The organism is Acetomicrobium thermoterrenum DSM 13490, from assembly GCF_900107215.1.
GTDB lineage: Bacteria > Synergistota > Synergistia > Synergistales > Acetomicrobiaceae > Acetomicrobium > Acetomicrobium thermoterrenum.
The window spans coordinates 33,971-52,394 of sequence record NZ_FNPD01000012.1 but is presented as its reverse complement, the minus strand read 5'-3'; the positions used below and the strand labels follow the sequence as shown (position 1 = coordinate 52,394).

The following is an 18,424-nucleotide window of genomic DNA, read 5'->3' as shown; positions in this document are numbered from 1 at the left end:
CTCTGCCTGCCATGTATCTCAAGATATACTTTCTTTCCGTTGATTAACGTGTGCAGCACCTTCCTTGGTTTGGCTTTGCCGTGCCTGTAGAAATCTTTTGAGTTACACTCGGGACAAACTGCTGTCCTGTCGGGTCTAACTTGCACCTCAATCACAAAAGCATCCTCTTCTTCACGCGTATCCGATATCTTGAAGCCTTTAAGTCCGAGCATTTTGGTGATATTATTATTATGGCCATTGGCCATGGTGGTAAGAGCCTCCTTTCTTAATGGGTTTGGTTGGTTCTTACCACCATTATATTTTCAAAGCCAAATTCCACACTAAAGATTATAGAGCCCGCGGTCCAAACCCCGATATCTTTGACAAAGAGGCCTTTTTACGTATATATTTAAACTGACGTAAAAGTCGGAAGACGCCTCCTTTACTAGACAAATCACTGCGCAAGGCATATCTGTTTAATTGAAATTTATTGGGAAGAGAGTTTAAGATTCGAAATTAAAATCTTGCTTAAAAAGCACTTCTGTGCCTGAACTTATGTTTTGTCATTTCGGGAGTGTGATATCGATTTGATTAAATTCGAGAAGGTCACCAAAAAGTATGGGAATACGGAAGTTTTAAAGGAAATCGACCTTGAAATGCGCAAGGGCGAGATAACCATTCTTATAGGCCCAAGCGGCTGCGGCAAGACTACTACATTGAAGATGATAAACAGGCTGATAGAGCCCACAAGCGGAAAAATTTTTATAAACGGAGAGGACATAGGAAAGCTGAGTCCCATCGAGCTGAGAAGGAATATCGGATATGTGATACAGCAGATAGGACTCTTTCCTCACATGACCGTTGCCGAAAACGTCGGCTTGGTGCCCTACTTGAAGAAATGGCCAAAGGACAAAAGAATGAAAAGAGTGGAAGAGCTGCTCGAGCTTGTGGGATTGCCCCCCAGGGACTATATGAACAGATATCCCAGCGAACTCTCGGGAGGGCAGCAACAGCGCGTTGGCGTAGCGAGGGCTTTGGCTTCTGATCCTGAAATCATCCTAATGGACGAGCCTTTTAGCGCCTTGGACCCGATTACCAGAGAACAGCTCCAGGAGGAACTGTTCAACCTGCAACAGGAGCTTCAAAAAACCATTGTATTCGTTACACATGACATTGACGAAGCTCTTAAATTAGGGGATCGGATATGCATAATGAGAGATGGCATAGTTTTACAATTCGATGCTCCGGAGGTCTTGTTGAAAAATCCGGCTCACGGATTCGTCGAAGAGTTCATAGGAAAAAAGAGATTGATGCGCGCTCCTGATCTCATGACCGCAGAAGACGTCATGATAAAAGATCCCGTGAAGGCCCATCCCAGGAGGACGCTTGCCCAGGCAGTGGAGATAATGAAAAGCCATGCAGTAAACAGCATATTGGTTGTAGATGAAAGCGACAAACTTCTGGGTATCGTTACTGCTGGAGATATTGGGGAACATTTTGGCGAGAAGAAGTATTTAGATGCAATATATACCAAAGATGTAATTTCTGTTCGTCCAAATGAATCTTTATCATATATAATTAAGCTTATGGCCGAAAAAAATATAGGTTTTGTCCCGGTAACGGATGACAATGGTATTTTGGTAGGTTTAATAACGAGAAGTTCGTTGATAAACATATTTAGCGAAAGATATTTTTAAAAGGCGTGATGGGAATGAGTATTTTCAGTCAATATATCAGTTTCATGCTTGAAAGACAGGATCAAATTCTGGAATTGACAACCCAACACCTATATCTGACGTTCATCGCGGTCTTTTTCGCCGTTTTAGTCGCCGTTCCGCTGGGTATAACGATAACGAGGTTCGAGAAAGCTGCGGGCATAGTCGTCGGGATTGCCAACGCTGTGCAGGCTTTGCCGAGTTTGGCGCTGTTGGGTTTTTTAATTCCCATACTTGGGATAGGATCCAAGCCGTCCATAGTGATGATCTTCTTGTATTCGCTCCTTCCTATAATAAAGAACACCTACACGGGATTGATAAATGTGGATAGGGCCATTCTGGAAGCCGGCAGGGGCATGGGAATGACGAACTGGCAACTGATGAAGATGGTGCAGCTTCCGTTGGCCTTGCCTGTGATAATGGCAGGTATTAGAATATCGGCCGTCACTGCGGTAGGACTTACGACGATAGCCGCTTTGGTCGGGGCTGGAGGATTGGGTCAGCTGATCTATCGAGGAATTTCGATGGTCAACAACAGGATGATCATTGCCGGCGCAGTTCCGGCGATGGTTTTAACTCTGGTTATAGATTTTTTGTTAAATATTTTAGAAAAATTAGTAACGCCTAAGGGAATTAGGAGAAAAGTAAAAAAAGTAAAACGGTAAAGGAGGAGATGTATATGAGAAAGTTGGCCCTTGCAATTTTTGTGATCCTTTTTGCGATATCGCAAGTTTTTTCTTTTAGCAGCACGAGCTATGGAGCCGGTGAGTCAGCAGGGAAGGTTGTAGTTGGTTCCAAGAATTATACCGAGCAAATGGTAGTGGGGCATATGGTCGCTGAATTGATCGAGGCGCATACCGATTTGAAAGTCGAAAGAAAGCTGCATTTAGGGGGAACCAACGTCTGTTTTGAGGCCTTGAAGAGGGGTAGCGCTAATAACGGTATAGATATTTACGTGGAATACACGGGGACCGGATTGGTCAATATACTCCAGATGGAATCGAAGACTGATCCTCAGGAAGTGTATGAAATCGTAAAGAAAGAATTTGAGGACAGATGGAACTTGATATGGCTGGAACCGTGGGGATTCAACAATACCTATACCTTGGCAGTGAAGGAGGAGTTCGCCAAGGAAAATGGCATTGAAACTTTCTCCGACCTCGGCAAATTGGCCGATGAGCTCGTATTCGGGTGTACCATGGAGTTCGCCGAACGCCCCGACGGATACCCGGGATTTATAAAGGCCTACGGATATTCCTTCAAAGAAGTAAAGGCCATGGACCCGGGTCTCATGTACTCGGCAATAGACAACGATCTGGTTCAGGTCATAAGCGCCTTTGCTACCGATGGGTTGCTTGTGGCCCATAAGCTAAAGATATTGAAAGATGACAAAAAATTCTTTCCGCCCTATTTTGCTGCGCCCCTTGTCAACGGAGAGGTTTTAAATCGATATCCGCAGATAGGAGATGTCCTTAACAGGCTTGCCAATTCGATAACCGACGAGGACATGCAGCAGTTGAATTACATGGTAGACGGTGAGGGCAGGGACGTTGCCGAGGTGGCCAGGAGCTTCTTGAAGGAGAGAGGCTATATATAAGCTACATATAATCGGAAATATGTTGTTTGCCTGCACCAGCAACGAAAACCGGACCCCTGTTGATTTTTATAGGGGCAAGGGGTAAGATAGCAGACGAAAAAAAGAACAACACGATCGTTTCGGTGACGGGAAACCGGTGAAAATCCGGTGCGGCCCCGCCGCTGTAACCCTGACGAAATCGCATATTGCCACTGCCTTTTGGTGGGAAGGCGCGATAGTAGGATGAGGGGAAGCCAGAAGACCGGCCGAAGACGATGAGATGCTTGCATCATGCGGTGGCGTGATCTGGCAGGGAAAAGGGGTAACCTGTCTTACGTGGCAGGTTGCCCCTTTTGCTTTATATTACTAATATGTTGATTGGAGGGTAGATCTATGAAGTTGTTATTGAGTTTTTCAAAGGTCATCATGTTTTTAAGCTTTCTTTATCTGTGGTCTTTTTTAGGCGGGGAGGTTTTGGCTCAGGAAGGCCCCGTGACGGTTGCCCCGGAGCTTGTCACGGGAAGCAGGTTGGCAGAGTCGCTAGATGAGGTTCCGCAGGCAACATATGTGATCACAGCAGAGGAGATCGAAAGAAGCAGAGCTAAGACTTTAAGCGAGGTATTGGATAAGATCCCAGGCATATCCACTTTAAGGAAAAATTCGTGGGCACAAGATGATTCGTTGAGGATGAGGGGCGTTGCAACGGAAGTATTAATACTGGTCGATGGTGTTCCATATTACAACGCAAGCTATGGAGCAGATATGTTCAATGTTGACTTAAGGTCCATCCCCTTGGAATCGGTCGAACGGGTCGAAGTTATAAAAGGTGCCGGATCTGCACTTTACGGTTCAATGGCTGCAGCGGGTGTAATTAACATCATCACCAAGACGCCTGATAAGTACAAGACGTCAATCATAGCCGAAGGCGGCAGCAACGACTGGCGCAGGTATTCCGTCTCGGCAGGGATTAAAGGCGACGTCTTTGATGTCGGGATTCGCTACAATCACAGAGAAGAAGGCGAAGTGCCCATCAGGTATTATAATGATGAAGTTTATAAAGCGCTTGACTATGACGAAGATTCGGCGAGCATTGCACTTTCTTGGGGGAACTGGCGTTTTGGCGCCGATTTCGGCTCATACGATTCAAAATGGGAACCTTATAAAGATGCAGTTGATAGATATGAAGATGATTATAAAAGATTTTATCTGAAATATGCCGATCTAAAAAATGAAGTAATAGCTTATGCTCATTTAATTGACAGAAAGTATAAAGGAAGTGATGATAGTAATAATTATGACGGAGATATTTGGGGATTAGAGTTTACTCAAAGGACTTCAATGGGAGATATCCCGCTTGCCTGGGGAGTTGCCTATCGCTTTGAAGATCTGTCGGTTGATGATTTAGTAATTTACGATAATTCTTTCAAGGCCGAACGGCACAACATTGCTCCCTTCGTTCAATTTTCGTTTTTGTTGGGCGACACATTTATGGATATAGGTTTGAGATATGAGAATTGGGATGTCGACAACGGTAAAGACGAGTCTGAGTTCGCACCCAAGATCTCATTTTATCGCCAGGATGCTAGTGGAAAGTTATGGTATTTAACCGCGGGCAGGTCCTTTGCGATGCCAAGTTTGTACCAGTTATATTCAAAATCTTCTTGGCACGATCCAAATCCTAATTTATTACCAGAAAAAGGCTGGGCTTACGATTTTGGGATTAAAGACCCAGTCAGCAAGTGGAATATAAACTTATTTTATCTGGAGATGGACGACAAAATTAAATGGGAAACGATTGATTCTGAAAATTTCAGGGGAAGATACAATAACCTAGCAGAATTTCGTTCCTGGGGCATCGAAGGGCAACTCGAAAAACCATTCACCACTAACCTAAGTTGGATTAATGGAATGACCTGGCAAAAGGCGGAAGAAAAACAAACTTCAAGTGACCCTTGGAGGAAGGGTGGCACTCCTCAATTGGAGCTTTACAGCGAGCTTAATTACGACAACGGCCCCTGGTTTGGCAGCTTGAGCGCCCACTATTACGGAAAACGCGAGAAAGACAATCTTAGTGGCGATGATAGAGCCGATGATGATTTCGTTACTGTCGATGCTATTTTGGCTTACGATATGGAAAACTATAAAATAACTCTGGCTGCTTACAACATATTCGATGAAGAGTACATTATTGACACTTCAGGATACATCGGCCCAGAAAGAAGGGTATATCTGACCTTTGAACATCTCTTTTAATGGATCTTTGAATGGAATTTTTCCCTAACGGCAGGAAATATTGAAGTTTAGCAAAGGACCGCCCTGGTGCGGTCCTTTGCCTTCGATGTAGTTGTTGGTCCGGTAGGGTTTTAGCTCTTTAATTTTTATGATAAAATTCACAATACGGAATAGGGGTTGAACAGTATTTAAGCGGAAGGTGAAAAATATGGCGTTGTTGGACATAATAGGACCTGTAATGGTTGGGCCTTCTTCGAGCCATACGGCGGGTGCGGCCAAGCTGGGCAGGCTTGCCAGAAGAGCATGGAACGAAGAGGTCAATAAAGTCGACATATTTTTAAGAGGCAGTTTTGCCTCCACATATTGGGGACACGGCACTGATAAAGCGCTGATCGGCGGGCTTCTCGGATTTATGCCCGATGACGAAAGGATAAGAGATGCCCTTGAGATCGCCCGACAGAGGGGATTGGAATATCGCTTTTTTGCCGAATCCATCGATGGAGCCCATCCCAATTCTGTAAGGTTCGTCATATATAAAGAAGACAGGGCAATGGAATTGGTGGGAGCTTCCCTGGGCGGTGGCGTGATAGAGCTTCAGGAGATAGATGGCTTTTCCATCTCCTTAAGTGGAGATTTGGCTGCTATAATAACCTTTCATAGAGATCAGCCGGGAGTAGTTGCTGCCGTTGCAGGCGTAATGGCAGAAAAGGGCCTTAATATAGCTACAATGCGGTTGCATCGACAGGGGCGCGGAGGCAAGGCTGCAATGGTAATAGAAATTGACGGCGAATTGAAAGAGAACACGAAAGATGAGATCTTAAATTCCCATTCGGCCTTGATGCGCGTGATCTTTATCCCCTCTCCGGAGAGTGATGTCAGATGAGGTCTTTCGAAGAGATACTGAAACTTTGTGAAGTCGACCTTGAATTCCACGAAGCCGTAGTGGAACTGGAAAGTCGTGAAAGCGGAAAGAGCGAGGATCTCATATACACAAATATGTCGCACATGCTCGATGCTATGGAACAATCGGTAAATTCAGCGATAAATGCGGATTTCAAAGGACGTATGATGGAAGATGAGGCACGCAGGTTCGAACGGTACATTGCTCAAAGGGATGTTCCCCTTTCAGGCAAATTCATAGCCAAGGCCTCTCGCATAGCGCTTTCCGTGTCTCAGTACAACGCGAATATGGGGCGCATAGTGGCTGCTCCTACTGCCGGAAGCTGCGGTATATTGCCAGGCTTGTTATTTGCCTATCGAGATTTGTATGGGCCTTCCAGAGATATGCTGATAAAAGCCCTGATCGTTGCAGGCGGTGTTGGCGAGGTCATTCAGAAGAGAGCCACCCTGGCAGGGGCGGAGGGCGGCTGTCAGGCAGAGTGCGGCGCTGCTGCAGCCATGGGATCGGCAGCTTTGGTTTATCTTGAGGGAGGAAGTCCTGAGGCCTCGGCTCATGCTGCAGTTTTGACGATTAAATCCTTGATGGGTTTGGTGTGCGATCCCGTGGCGGGGTTGGTGGAGGTGCCTTGTATAAAAAGAAACGGCACTTTGGTTTCCCTGGCATCGCTTTGTGCCGACATGGCCTTGGCCGGGATCAGGTCCGTAATCCCCCCCGACGAGGTCATCGATGCAATGCGGAGAGTTGGGAGGGCTTTGCCGGAAAGCTTAAAGGAGACTTCTAAGGGAGGGTTGGCGGCAACGCCGAAGGGCAGGGAATTAGAGAAGAAGATATTCAGTGAAGTTCCGCCCATGGCCGAAATTTAAAGAAAATTTGATCGAGCCCGGAGATAAAAGAGAAACGGGGGTGTCACTTCAATCATGACGAAGGTTTTTATATGCGGTCGCGGTGGGAGCGGGAAGAGCACGATAACCGCAATGTTTGCCAAATTTTTGGCCTCGGAAGGGATGCGAGTGTTGGTAATAGATGCCGACGAAAGCAACCGCAGCCTCTATAGGATGCTTGGGCTCAGTGCCCCCAAGAGCACGTTGATGGACGATCTGGGAGGAAGGGTTGCCGTAAAAAAAGTCGTCTTCGACAACAAAAAGGGTGGGTTCGACGAGGATGCCAAGATCCACGTTGACGATTTGCCGCGAACCTGCGTTAGCAGGAGGGACGATTATGCCTTTTTGGCCATAGGCAAAATTCGCCAACCCGACGAGGGATGCGCCTGTCCCATGGGAGCGCTGGAGAAGGGGTTTCTTGCGAGGCTGCATGCTCCCGGATGGTGGATTTTGGTGGACTGCGAGGCAGGCATAGAGCATATTGGGCGCGGCATCTGGCGAAGCGCCGATATTTTTCTTGTAGTTCTTGAGCCCTCCCACGAATCATTGGAAATGGTCAAGTTTATGAGCGATTTGGCAAAGGAAGTGGATCGTCCGATGGTGGCGGTTGTCAATATGGCCGATGATGATGTAATTGAAAACGTCAAGGCATCACTTGAGTCCATAGGGGTAGAAGCCGCAGCATTTTTTCCTCGAGACAAAAGGGTTGCCGCCTCTAACTTGAAAGGCGATACCGTTCCTTTGCTTCCGGAATTTGCGCCTTTTCTGCGATCTTGTTTCGAGGCGATATCGGAAAAGGCCAATGCAATTAGATACTGAGACTGTTGCTTTGCCTTGAAAGTTGATTCTTAAAAAAAGTGCAGTATAATTATCATCTGTTGTAGCTCATTCGAGGATCGACAAAATTTTGTTCAGGAGGTGTTTACGATGTCTTTGCGAGAGGATCGCGCTATAAAGGTAATATTGGACAGAAGGAGCATAAGGAAGTTTCAAAAGGATAGAAAGGTTGAACCGGAAAAATTGGAGATAATTTTGGAATGCGCACAGGCAGCCCCTACGGCGGGAGGTACGAGGCCCTGGCATTTTGTCGTCGTGGACGAAAGATCGTTGCTCGATGCATTGGCTGAGGCTCATCCTTACGGAAAGATGCTTCATGAAGCGGGATTTGCCGTCGTCGTCTGTGGCGATCCTTCCATCAGCGATTTTGCAAAACGGTATTGGGAGGAGGATTGTTCAGCTGCTATGCAAAACATCCTGCTGGCATCTCAGGCATTGGGGCTTGGATCGGTGTGGCTTGGCGTCAATAACTCCCCTGGTCGTCCCGAAGCTATAAGGAAGGTTTTGGGGATACCTCAACATATCAACGTGTTAGGCATAGCTGCCATAGGATATCCTGCAGAAAGCAAGGAACCCCATAGCGGTTACGACAACCAGAGGGTTCATCACAACAAATGGTAAAATACCATTCCTCGAGGTAAAAAAGGTAAAAATATGTTAAAATATGATTCATAAGCGACGGACTTTTAGCTACGCCGTCGCTTCTTTGTTGTTGACAGTCTCATCTTTTCGTTGGAGGTATCGAAATGGCAGAAAGCAGCAATATAGGTAAAGTGCTTAGATTACCGATAGAAGAAGAAATAAAGCTGAGTTATCTCGATTATGCCATGAGCGTAATCGTGGGCAGGGCTTTGCCCGATGCGAAGGATGGCCTGAAACCCGTGCAGCGAAGGATACTTTACGCGATGATGGAACTGGGCTTGAGGTCAAACCAACCCTACAGAAAATCGGCCAGGATCGTCGGAGAGACCATGGGAAAATATCATCCCCATGGAGACGCGGCCATATACGATGCCATGGTCAGAATGGCCCAAGATTTTTCCATGCGCTATCCACTGGTGGACGGACAGGGCAACTTCGGTTCGATAGATGGCGATCCCCCCGCGGCTATGCGTTATACTGAAGCCAGGCTTTCTCCACTGGGAGAAGAGATGCTGAGAGACATAAACGAAGACACGGTAGACTGGGGCCCGAACTTCGACGAAACCTTGCAGGAACCGCTCGTCTTGCCGTCGCTGCTTCCAAATCTTCTGGTCAATGGCAGCTCGGGAATTGCCGTAGGCATGGCTACAAACATCCCTCCCCATAATTTATCGGAAGTGGTGGATGCCCTCTGCCTTTTGATAGACAGAGGAGAGGATGTCGAGCTCGGAGACATAATTGAAGTCATGCCGGGGCCTGATTTCCCGACGGGAGGAACGATAACCGGAAGGGAAGGCATCATAAACGCTTACAGGACGGGAAGGGGCAAGATCGTCTTGCGCGGAAGAGTCTCCATCGAGCAGATGAAGCGCGGAAAGACGAGCCTGATAGTGACAGAGATCCCATATATGGTCAACAAAGTCACGCTAATCGAAATAATAGCAAGGGGCGTACAGGAGGGCTATCTGACCGGTATAGCTGACCTAAGAGACGAATCGGACAGAGACGGAATAAGGGTCGTCATAGAACTTCAAAGAGATGCAGATCCCCATTTGGTTTTGAAGCAGCTTTACAGCAGAACGCCTCTTCAAACCACCTTTGGCGTCATTAACCTGGCCCTTGTGGACGGGGTGCCGAGGGAGCTCGGATTAATAGAACTTCTCAAAATATTTCTGGATCACAGGAGAGATGTCGTTCGTCGCAGAACAAATTATCGCCTCAGGAAGGCGGAGGAAAGGGCCCATATAGTGGAGGGACTGGTAAAGGCCCTGGATATGATAGACGAGATTATTGCTCTTATCAAAAGATCCAAGGATGCTCAGGAAGCAAGGGTAGGGCTCATGGATAATTTTGGCTTCACGGAATTACAGGCACAGGCAATACTCGACATGAGATTGCAGCGTCTTACCAACCTGGAACGGAGCAAATTGGAAGAAGAGTTGAGACATCTTCTTAAGGATATAGAGATGTACCACTCTATCCTTGAAAATCCCAGTGTGTTGGATTCTGTAGTCAAAGAGGAGCTGACGGAGCTTAAGAGACAATACGGCGATATCAGGAAGACCGAAATTGTAGACGAATTAGTCGAAGTGGCAGACGACGAACTGATACCTGAGGAGGATATAGTCGTAGTTTTGAGCAAGGACGGTTATTTAAGGCGCGCCTCTTTAGGAGACTATCATCTGCAGGGACGGGGCGGCAAAGGCATCAAAGGGTTAAAACAAAAAGATGATGAAGTGGAGATGTTCGCTGCTACTACAACTCATCATGACATATTCCTTTTCACGAGCAAGGGGCGCGTCTTTGCCATAAAGGGATATTTGCTCCCCGAACCGAAAAACGGGAAAGGCAAACATGTGAGCTCCTTTTTTACCCTGGAGGAAAATGAGCGCGTTGTGGCAATAAAAGAGGATACGATGCACGGAGCCAGGTTCGTATTCTTTGCGACCGAGAGGGGAATTGCCAAGAGGCTCGATGTTAGGGAATTGGCCAACCTGACCCGTGCCGGCCGGCGGGTCATTACCTTGGACGACGGAGATTTTATAGCCAGGGTACGGTTTACATCCGGCGAAGACGAGCTTTTGTTCGTTTCTGCCCAGGGCCAGGCACTGAGGACGAGCGAGCAGGAATTTCGTCCAATGGGCCGACAGGCCAGGGGCGTGCGCGCCATACGGCTGTCGGAAAGCGATGTATTGGTTGGATGCGAACCCCTGCAGGAGGGAATGGCGATATTGTTTATTAGCGAAAAGGGCGTTGGCAAGCGCACTTCCTTCGACGAATTTCCTCTGCATCACCGAGGTGGCTCGGGGGTGAGAGCTATGCGGCTGTCGAACCGCACGGGATCGCTTGTAGGCGCCTGGAGCGTGACTGAAGATGATGAGGTCATGATAGTTACCAGCAAAGGGCGTGTGACGCGGATAGCGGTTAAGAATGTTCCCGTGCTTTCCCGAACGGCGACGGGAAGTATTTTGGTAAGGCTTGACCAAGGTGATAGCGTGGCAGATATTACGATAGTTCGAGACGATGCTATGGAGGAAGTCTAGCATGAAGATAGCTTCAGAGGGGGTAGTCCCGATCGCAGCAGCTGTTTTTATGGCCTGCGGCGCTTGGCTTATATCTCCTGTCTTGGGAGGTTTCATGGGGTTGTGTGCGTTATTTTTGGCGTGGTTTTACAGGGAGCCCCATGTCGAAGTTCCAAGTGACCCCTTAGCCTTTGTAAGTCCAGCGGATGGGAAGGTCGTAGAGGTTGAAAGCACTGACATTCCCTTCGTCGGTAATTCTATCAAGATAGGCATATTCATGACGGTGGCCGACGTGCACGTGAATCGCATTCCCTATGAAGGGAAGATATCCTTTTTGAAGTATCGGAAGGGTAAACATTTGGTGGCCTTTGCTCCCAAGTCCTCGGAGATCAACGAAAGGTTATATACCGGTCTCGAGACAAAACATGGTAATGTTTTGCTTGTGCAGATTGCAGGCTTGCTGGCAAGGAGAATAGCGTGTAGAGTGAAGGTGGATCAATTCATGGCCAAGGGACAAGCCTATGGCATGATAAAATTTGGTTCAAAAGTCGATGTTTATCTTCCGCCTTGCGTAAAGCCAATCGTAAAGATTGGCGATAGGGTCAAGGCCGGAAGCAGCGTTATAGGCATGGTTTTAGAGGATGAAGGGAGTGATATCGTTGAACAGAAAAGTTCATAGAAAGAGAATGTTAAAAAAACCCATCTCTCTGCGCAAATTGTTTCCCAACATGATCACGAGCGGAAATATTTTATGTGGCATCATGTCATTGATTTTGGTGTTTCATGATCACCTGATGCCGGCCGCCTGGTTGATCCTCATGGCCGCATTTTTCGATTTGATGGACGGAAAGGTGGCAAGGTCGTTGGGAGGAGACAGCGCGTTTGGGATGGAATTTGACAGCTTGGCCGATGTGGTCAGCTTCGGAGTTGTGCCCGGCCTGATTTTTTATGTCTCATATTTATACCCGTCAAGCGGTATCCTGGGCGCCCTTGGAACTGCCTTTTTCGTATTGTGCGGGGCACTGCGGTTAGCCAGATTTAATGTGGTACATACAAGCGGAAGTTTTCAGGGGCTTCCAATCCCTGCTGCGGGTTTGTTTTTGACCTCCTTCGTTATTTCGGGCGTGATCTTGCCCTCCCTCGGGGCTGCAATAATAGCAACGGGGACCGGGGCCCTGATGATCTCGAACATATCCTACTCAAGCTTGAAGCAGTTGAGCAGGGATAACATAAATGTTTTCAGGCTCCTGTTTTTGCTTAGTTGTTTTATAAGCCTTTCGATATTGCTGAAGGAAAAGTCTCCTTTGGCTTACATGCTGATATACGTCTGCAGCGGTCCTGTAGGGATCGATTGGGGTAAGTGGCTTTCTTTGAAGGGAGACGAAGTTACGGACCATCGATAAATAAACAAATAAGAGGGAGATTCTTTTCTCCCTCTTATTATTTGTTGAGCTTAAGACCATTTAGATATATCCAGGTCACCTTCGCTTTTTGCGACGACGCTCGTTCCAACGAGGTCTCCCGTTACGTTAATACAGGTCCTTCCCATGTCAAATATGGCGTCAACACCCAATATCATTGCGTAAGCAGCAGCTACGGGCGTTCCGGGTTCTACGGGCAAACCTACGGAATTTAACACCAAAAGCAGCATAATAGCACCTGCACCCGGCACTCCGGCTGTGCCTATGGAGGCAAGCAGGGCTGTTACTATTACTATCAACTGATCCGAAAGGGGCAATTGATGACCAACGGCAAAAGCTATAAAGAGAGCGCAAACTCCCTGATAAATAGACGTACCGTCCATATTGATGGTGGCTCCAAGGGGGAGCGTAAAGGAGTAGGTGCCTTTGGATATGCCCATATTTTCAGCGCAGGCCATGGATACCGGCAATGTTCCGCTACTGCTTCTCGTTACAAAGGCTGTTATAATGGCTTCCTTTGCGTGAGCCAGAAACTTGCTGAGGCGCAATCCAAAAAACCGGAGTATTAGCCCGTAAACTACCGCTACGTGGACTACAATAGCTAGATATTCCGCGCCCACTGCCGTCGCTAAGGGTCCTATGACCCTCGGGCCCTCCTTCGCCAGGACTACAGCTACTAAAGCAAACACGCCAATGGGAGCGTATTCCATTATCCCCCTTACGATCTTGTACATTACCTCTGCAGCTCCGTTGGCGAAATTATATACGATGTTAGCCGATGTTCTGAGCTCTTCCTTTTCGCTTTCCCGTAACAGGGAAAGGCCTATTCCAAAAAGCAGGGCGAAGAAGATTATGGGCAACACATCTCCCTTGGACAAGGCCTCGACGGGATTTGTCGGCACTATGTTCAAGAAAGTATTCACCAGGGAAGGTCTTTTCAGTTCAAATCCTCCCGCTTCGGCGCCCGCCAAATCTAACCCCAGACCCGGTTTAAACAAGTTGGCGAAGATCAAGCCTATGGCAACGGCAAAGACTGTGGTTATCAAATAATAGATGATTATTTTTATTCCTACCCTGCCCAGGCGATAGGGGCTTATGCTCGCCGTTCCGACGATAAGGCTAAAGAGTATTACTGGAACGACTATCATTTTAAGGAGTCTAATGAATAAATCCCCGAAGGGTTGCACCCAAAGTATCTTGTCCTTAAGAAGCAATCCTGCCGCTATACCTAATATGAGTCCCAGCAATATTCGAATGAGCAAATTCGATCCAAAGTACCAACCCATAAAGCCCCTCTTTTTTTCTCCCTCTGACATAAGATCACCCTCCCTCTATTGAAGTGGATTTTATGGATTGTTTTAATTATACTGCATGTTGCCTGATCTTGCTGTTACATTTCGATAAAAATTTCTTTTTATCGAAAAAACTAGCGGTTATTGATTTAAAATAAAAACTATTTTAATAATCTATGAATGAGGAACAGTTCGATCGATTTGTCTGGTACTTAGGGATTTAACTTGAAGACGACCGGCACTAGAACCTCTTTTTCTTCCGAAGATTTAAATATCCACTGCTTGACGGCCTTTAGGGCGCTTTCATCGAGCAAATCAAAACCGCTGGAACGATGTATCCTGGCTTCCTTTACCTTGCCGTCGGAAGAAAGTCGCACATATACGATGACAGTTCCCTCTTCCCCTCGTCTTCTGGATATAAGAGGATAGATGGGTTTGACGCTTCGAAGGATGTCAAGTTCGCTGGCCACTGCAATAGGTTGTTGGGGATTGTCGGAAAAAGTTGAAGGGATTTCGGGTTGGCCTTTAAGGTCTTCTTGAAGTGGCGAAGGTTGAGAATTGCTGCCGTCACTTTCCCTTGGGAGGGGCTTTGCCACCTCTGCAGGCGATGCAGTCGAGTCTGCGGCCTTTACGTCGATATTCTCTGGAGAACGTTCCTTTGCCGGAGCCTTCTTTTCTTTTTCAGCCAAAGGCTTCTTGGACGCAGGTTTCTTTGTTAGCTTTGTAGTCCCTTTGTCTTCCTTTGCTTTGTCTTCCTTTGCCTTGTAGTCCTTCGTCTCTGCGGGCTTGTCAGGCAAGGAAGGTTTTGTTGGGCCAGGATCTTTATCCTCTGCAATCCTTGAGGTCTTTTCGGCCTCGTTCGTATTTGCAAGCCTGATGGCAATGACACTATCCGTCCTTTGTGGCAGAGCTTGAGGCTTTGGGATTTCCAGGTGCCAGAAAAGTGCCAAATGAATTAAAAAACTTAAGGTCAATGGTCCTATCCATTTCCCGATATTGCCCATCATGGGGTCCCCTTGTCGCCTCCTCCCACCGCAAGGGATATTTCGTCGATTCCTCCTTCTTTAAGGGCGTTCAATACACGGACAATGGCTTCGTAGGGCGTCCTTTTGTCCCCTGCAAGGAGGATCGGCCTGCCTTTGCTTACCACTTCTCTTGCAAGGTCTACCGCTTCCGGGATTTCTGCCTTTTCGTCGTTGACAAAGATTTCTCCATTTTGATCGACGTTTATAACGAGAGGCGTCTGAGACACCGGCTGACCAGTACCCTCAGGTAACGATACAGTAATGCTTCCCTGGACGAAGGCTGCCGTCAGGACGAAAAAAATTATCAATTGGAACACCACGTCCACCAAAGGCGTCAGTTCTATTTCCGGGGAAGATCTCCTTTTCGATCTCATTTAAGCTCTCCCTCCCGGAGGCCCAGCTTCAGGGCTTTTAAAAGAATGTCCGCGCTTTCAAGCACTCTGGGTCCAGGATGAAGGAGGACCTCGGCTTCCAGGGAGACAACGCCCCCTTCCTTTGCCTTTATCGGGAGGCCCTCTATCGTTTTTATGAAGTCTTCAACAGTCGTGGACATTCCTATTTTTGATCTGACCAGAAATATAACATCGGGATCGTAGGAAAGAAGCTCCTCCCTGCTTATGGCGGGGAAGGAATATTCTTTGCTTTCGGCAGCATTTTTTATGCCTATAGCTTTCATGATGTCTCCTATGTAGCTCCACCCGCCGGCGACAATAAGAGGATCGTGCCATACGACCACCAACATCGATGCCTCTTTTTGCGATTTATTTGTCGTATGGCGTCTTTTGTCCGTTAATCCCCTTTCGATGTCCTTCCACACTTCTTCGGCCCTATCGGTTCTCCCTACCTTTTTTGCTATCTCGAAAAATGCCTCTTTTACGTCATCCAGTCTGTGGTGTAGTGTGAGTTCCAAGGTATCTATTCCAAAGCTTTCAATGTGTTCCAGCAAATCGTGGTGAAAATTCCTCTCTCCTATGACCAGGTCCGGCTTGAGGTAGAGGATCTTCTCGAGGGAAGGGTCGACGCTGCCTCCGACGCTGTTTACGGACGATACCTCCGGGGGATAGGTGTCGTAATCCGTAACCCCTACCACGCGATCGAAATAATCCAGTGCATAAAGCGACTCCGTTATACTGGGAGAGAGAGAGACTATCCTTTTGTAGCCCTCCTTTGCGTCAGCCTCTGCATGAGGAGTCAATGTCTGTATTGATAAGATACACAGGAAGAACAAAAAAAACGAAATTTTTTTGACGTCAATCATGTTCTGTCCTTCCTCTTAACATCTTTTCCCGCAAAATGAAATCGGATCCCCTCCAAAGGGACTCCTCGAGAGCATCGATTTTGGAGGAAAACCAGGAATAGCACAAGACGGCAGGTATCGCTACCGCAAGGCCCGCGACGGTTGTCAGCAGGGCTTCCCATATGCCTGAGGCAAGCAGGGCCATATTGGTGGGGCCCTCCGATTCGGCGACGGAGCGGAAGACGTCGACAATTCCCAGCACGGTGCCTAAAAGCCCCAATAAAGGCGTTACTCTGGCCACCGTGGAAAGAAGGGTTAATCCCTTTTCCCATCTGTAAAGCTCATGGCGAACCTCTTGTTCCAGCAACATCTTCAATGCCTCTGGCGGCGCCAGCCAGTGATCTATAGCTGCCCTAAAAAGACGGTGCAAGGAGCTCTCCTTTTCGCGTACCAAAGAAGCAGCTGCCTCGGCATCTCCCTTGTACAGAAGTTCCCCCAATTTGCGTTCCAATAATTCCGGGTTCGTCCAAGACTTGGCGTAAAACCAAATCCGCTCCAATACCACGGCAAGCCCGACGATAGAGACTGCCAGGATGGCGTACATGCTGGGACCGCCCATCTTTATGACGTCGATGAATTCCAAAGATTACCACCTCTGCGTTCTCGTATATAGAGAAGGTTAGCATTACGTAAGCGTTTTGCCAATGTTTTTTTGAAACCATCTCGTCCTGTCCAAAGCGACGAGGAGAGCGAAGCCCAACAGTGAACCCGGAACGCTGCTTAAGAGAAAAGCCGGCATCACTAACCATAAAGTAGCTTCTTTGCCGATCGATGGGGCTAAGATGTAGACGCTTAAAATCGCTCCGATGATGCCGGTACCGACGGGCTCTGTTAAAGCTGCGTACAGTTTCTTGTCCTTGAAGACCTTTGCCGTTATGCCAACTACCAAAGCGCCGGGTATGCTCCCAGGAAAGGCAAAAAGGGTCCCCGTACCCAAAGCGTTTCGTATTATGCTCGTAGTCAACGCTGCGCCTCCTGCCCACCAGGGGCCGAGAAGCACTCCCGCTATGGCATTTATGGCATGCTGAAAGGGGAAACAGCGTGTCGGACCGACGGGAATGCTCAATCCCGAAAGGAGAACGGCCATTGCGGCGAACAAGGCCGCTAAAATTAGATTTCTTAGCGCGGTCTTTGTCATTTTACATTCCTGCTTTCTTCTCCAGAATCTTTAATCCTTCCACAGGAGAGGCTCCACATCTACGGGGCGCTCGATGAGGCCGACTTTATGCGCAAAGTCGGCAAAGGTCCTCCAGCGTTCTGCATCCAAAATTTGGCTTTCAGCATAGAAGGGCAGTGTCTTCTCGAAGGCCAGCTTTTCGAGCTTCTCATCGGATTCCGGGACGGCCTTCAAGTATACCGCAAGTGCCTCCTTCGGATTTTTTAAGGTGTATTCAGTTGCTCTTGAAAGGGCTTTTCTGATGGATCTTATAGCTTCCGGATTTTTCTTTGCGAAAGTGGGGTTGGCAACGACGACCAATTCGTCATAATCGGGAAAGCCGTGTTCTTCCAGGGCAAAATAACCGGGTTTGTAGCCTTTTAATTCCAGTTCCACCACTTCGTAGTTTCTAAAGCCGCCCATGACTGAGTCAACTCTTCCCGATACGAGGGAAGGCACAATAGCAAATTCTACGTGCACCAGGTCGTAATCTGTCACTTCGTTGAGCTCGCAAAATGCCTTAGCCAACACGTCCTCCATTCCGGCAACAGTATATCCCATGGGTTTGCCATTCAAATCCTGCGGTTTATTGATGCCGCGTCCTTCGATATACAATACTGTGGAAAGAGGATGGCCAATAAGTCTGCCCACGACAAGCAGGGGTATTCCCTCCGATGCAGCTACCAATGCCTGCGGTTCGTAGCTTATGCCCAATTCCGCTCTGCCTGCTGCTGCAAGCTTGAGAGCATCGGCGCTTTCGGATGGGGGTATTATCTTTACCTCTAAGCCCTCTTCGTCGAAATATCCTTTCTGTTGTGCGACATATAGCGGAATGTGGTCCACGTTGGGAAACCAGTCCAGGATCAGGGTAATTTCCTTTCCCATCGCCGGGACCGCAAGAGCCAGGATCAACAAAAATGTCAAACACATCCGTTTCATTTTTACAAC

General features: G+C 47.7%; 19 protein-coding genes and 1 riboswitch. Of the genes, 11 read left to right on the top strand and 8 right to left on the bottom strand.

The window, feature by feature from the left end; all coding sequences use genetic code 11:
• Positions 1 to 245, bottom strand: a 245-nt coding sequence (locus BLU12_RS09075) for a transposase family protein (protein WP_143270394.1), incomplete at its 3' end; no start/stop codon positions are given.
• A 321-nt stretch (positions 246 to 566) separates the two neighbouring features.
• Between BLU12_RS09075 and BLU12_RS09070 the strand changes: the two genes are divergently transcribed.
• The 11 genes from BLU12_RS09070 (at position 567) to pssA (ending at position 12,688) form a co-directional block, all read left to right on the top strand.
• On the top strand, positions 567 to 1,676 hold the full coding sequence (locus BLU12_RS09070; RefSeq protein WP_091462240.1) for an ABC transporter ATP-binding protein: 1,110 nt from the start codon (positions 567 to 569) through the stop codon (positions 1,674 to 1,676).
• Between the two features lie 14 nt (positions 1,677 to 1,690).
• Positions 1,691 to 2,359, top strand: coding sequence for an ABC transporter permease (locus BLU12_RS09065; protein WP_234945597.1), 669 nt, complete (start codon positions 1,691 to 1,693; stop codon positions 2,357 to 2,359).
• A 14-nt stretch (positions 2,360 to 2,373) separates the two neighbouring features.
• The gene (locus tag BLU12_RS09060) at positions 2,374 to 3,291 is read left to right on the top strand and encodes a glycine betaine ABC transporter substrate-binding protein (RefSeq protein WP_234945596.1); all 918 of its coding nucleotides are present in this window, start codon (positions 2,374 to 2,376) and stop codon (positions 3,289 to 3,291) included.
• A gap of 103 nt (positions 3,292 to 3,394) precedes the next feature.
• A riboswitch (cobalamin riboswitch) is annotated at positions 3,395 to 3,555 on the top strand.
• A gap of 108 nt (positions 3,556 to 3,663) precedes the next feature.
• Complete coding sequence (locus BLU12_RS09055) at positions 3,664 to 5,523, top strand: TonB-dependent receptor plug domain-containing protein (RefSeq protein WP_091462237.1); 1,860 nt, start codon at positions 3,664 to 3,666, stop codon at positions 5,521 to 5,523.
• 187 nt (positions 5,524 to 5,710) lie between these two features.
• On the top strand, positions 5,711 to 6,385 hold the full coding sequence (gene sdaAB / locus BLU12_RS09050) for an L-serine ammonia-lyase, iron-sulfur-dependent subunit beta (protein WP_091462235.1): 675 nt from the start codon (positions 5,711 to 5,713) through the stop codon (positions 6,383 to 6,385).
• Positions 6,382 to 7,266, top strand: a complete 885-nt coding sequence (gene sdaAA, locus BLU12_RS09045) for an L-serine ammonia-lyase, iron-sulfur-dependent, subunit alpha (protein WP_091462234.1) — start codon at positions 6,382 to 6,384, stop codon at positions 7,264 to 7,266. The genes sdaAB and sdaAA overlap by 4 nt, the downstream gene beginning before the upstream one ends.
• Before the next feature lie 54 nt (positions 7,267 to 7,320).
• Positions 7,321 to 8,103, top strand: coding sequence for an ATP-binding protein (locus BLU12_RS09040; protein WP_091462232.1), 783 nt, complete (start codon positions 7,321 to 7,323; stop codon positions 8,101 to 8,103).
• A gap of 108 nt (positions 8,104 to 8,211) precedes the next feature.
• Complete coding sequence (locus BLU12_RS09035; RefSeq protein ID WP_200778746.1) at positions 8,212 to 8,742, top strand: nitroreductase family protein; 531 nt, start codon at positions 8,212 to 8,214, stop codon at positions 8,740 to 8,742.
• 125 nt (positions 8,743 to 8,867) lie between these two features.
• Entirely contained in the window at positions 8,868 to 11,306 is a 2,439-nt protein-coding gene (gene gyrA, locus BLU12_RS09030; protein ID WP_091462229.1) for a DNA gyrase subunit A, read from the top strand.
• A 1-nt stretch (position 11,307) separates the two neighbouring features.
• Positions 11,308 to 11,964, top strand: a complete 657-nt coding sequence (locus tag BLU12_RS09025) for a phosphatidylserine decarboxylase (RefSeq protein ID WP_091462227.1) — start codon at positions 11,308 to 11,310, stop codon at positions 11,962 to 11,964.
• A gap of 7 nt (positions 11,965 to 11,971) precedes the next feature.
• The gene (pssA, locus tag BLU12_RS09020; RefSeq protein ID WP_091462244.1) at positions 11,972 to 12,688 is read left to right on the top strand and encodes a CDP-diacylglycerol--serine O-phosphatidyltransferase; all 717 of its coding nucleotides are present in this window, start codon (positions 11,972 to 11,974) and stop codon (positions 12,686 to 12,688) included.
• A 50-nt stretch (positions 12,689 to 12,738) separates the two neighbouring features.
• Here pssA and BLU12_RS09015 read toward each other — a convergent pair whose 3' ends face one another.
• From BLU12_RS09015 to BLU12_RS08985, 7 genes are all read right to left on the bottom strand, one after another.
• The gene (locus tag BLU12_RS09015; RefSeq protein WP_091462225.1) at positions 12,739 to 14,022 is read right to left on the bottom strand and encodes a dicarboxylate/amino acid:cation symporter; all 1,284 of its coding nucleotides are present in this window, start codon (positions 14,020 to 14,022) and stop codon (positions 12,739 to 12,741) included.
• A 188-nt stretch (positions 14,023 to 14,210) separates the two neighbouring features.
• A complete protein-coding gene (locus BLU12_RS09010) occupies positions 14,211 to 15,002 on the bottom strand; it encodes an energy transducer TonB (protein ID WP_159428522.1) in 792 nt (263 codons plus the stop codon).
• Positions 15,002 to 15,397 (bottom strand): ExbD/TolR family protein, encoded by a 396-nt coding sequence (locus tag BLU12_RS09005; RefSeq protein WP_009201772.1) that lies wholly within the window; start codon positions 15,395 to 15,397, stop codon positions 15,002 to 15,004. Before BLU12_RS09005 ends, BLU12_RS09010 begins: the two co-directional genes overlap by 1 nt.
• Positions 15,394 to 16,281 (bottom strand): ABC transporter substrate-binding protein, encoded by an 888-nt coding sequence (locus BLU12_RS09000; RefSeq protein WP_091462221.1) that lies wholly within the window; start codon positions 16,279 to 16,281, stop codon positions 15,394 to 15,396. Before BLU12_RS09000 ends, BLU12_RS09005 begins: the two co-directional genes overlap by 4 nt.
• Complete coding sequence (locus BLU12_RS08995) at positions 16,274 to 16,903, bottom strand: MotA/TolQ/ExbB proton channel family protein (RefSeq protein WP_327020384.1); 630 nt, start codon at positions 16,901 to 16,903, stop codon at positions 16,274 to 16,276. The genes BLU12_RS09000 and BLU12_RS08995 overlap by 8 nt, the downstream gene beginning before the upstream one ends.
• A gap of 42 nt (positions 16,904 to 16,945) precedes the next feature.
• Positions 16,946 to 17,458, bottom strand: coding sequence for an energy coupling factor transporter S component ThiW (gene thiW / locus BLU12_RS08990; RefSeq protein WP_057940785.1), 513 nt, complete (start codon positions 17,456 to 17,458; stop codon positions 16,946 to 16,948).
• Between the two features lie 30 nt (positions 17,459 to 17,488).
• Complete coding sequence (locus tag BLU12_RS08985; RefSeq protein WP_091462220.1) at positions 17,489 to 18,415, bottom strand: ABC transporter substrate-binding protein; 927 nt, start codon at positions 18,413 to 18,415, stop codon at positions 17,489 to 17,491.
• Positions 18,416 to 18,424: the final 9 nt, after the last annotated feature.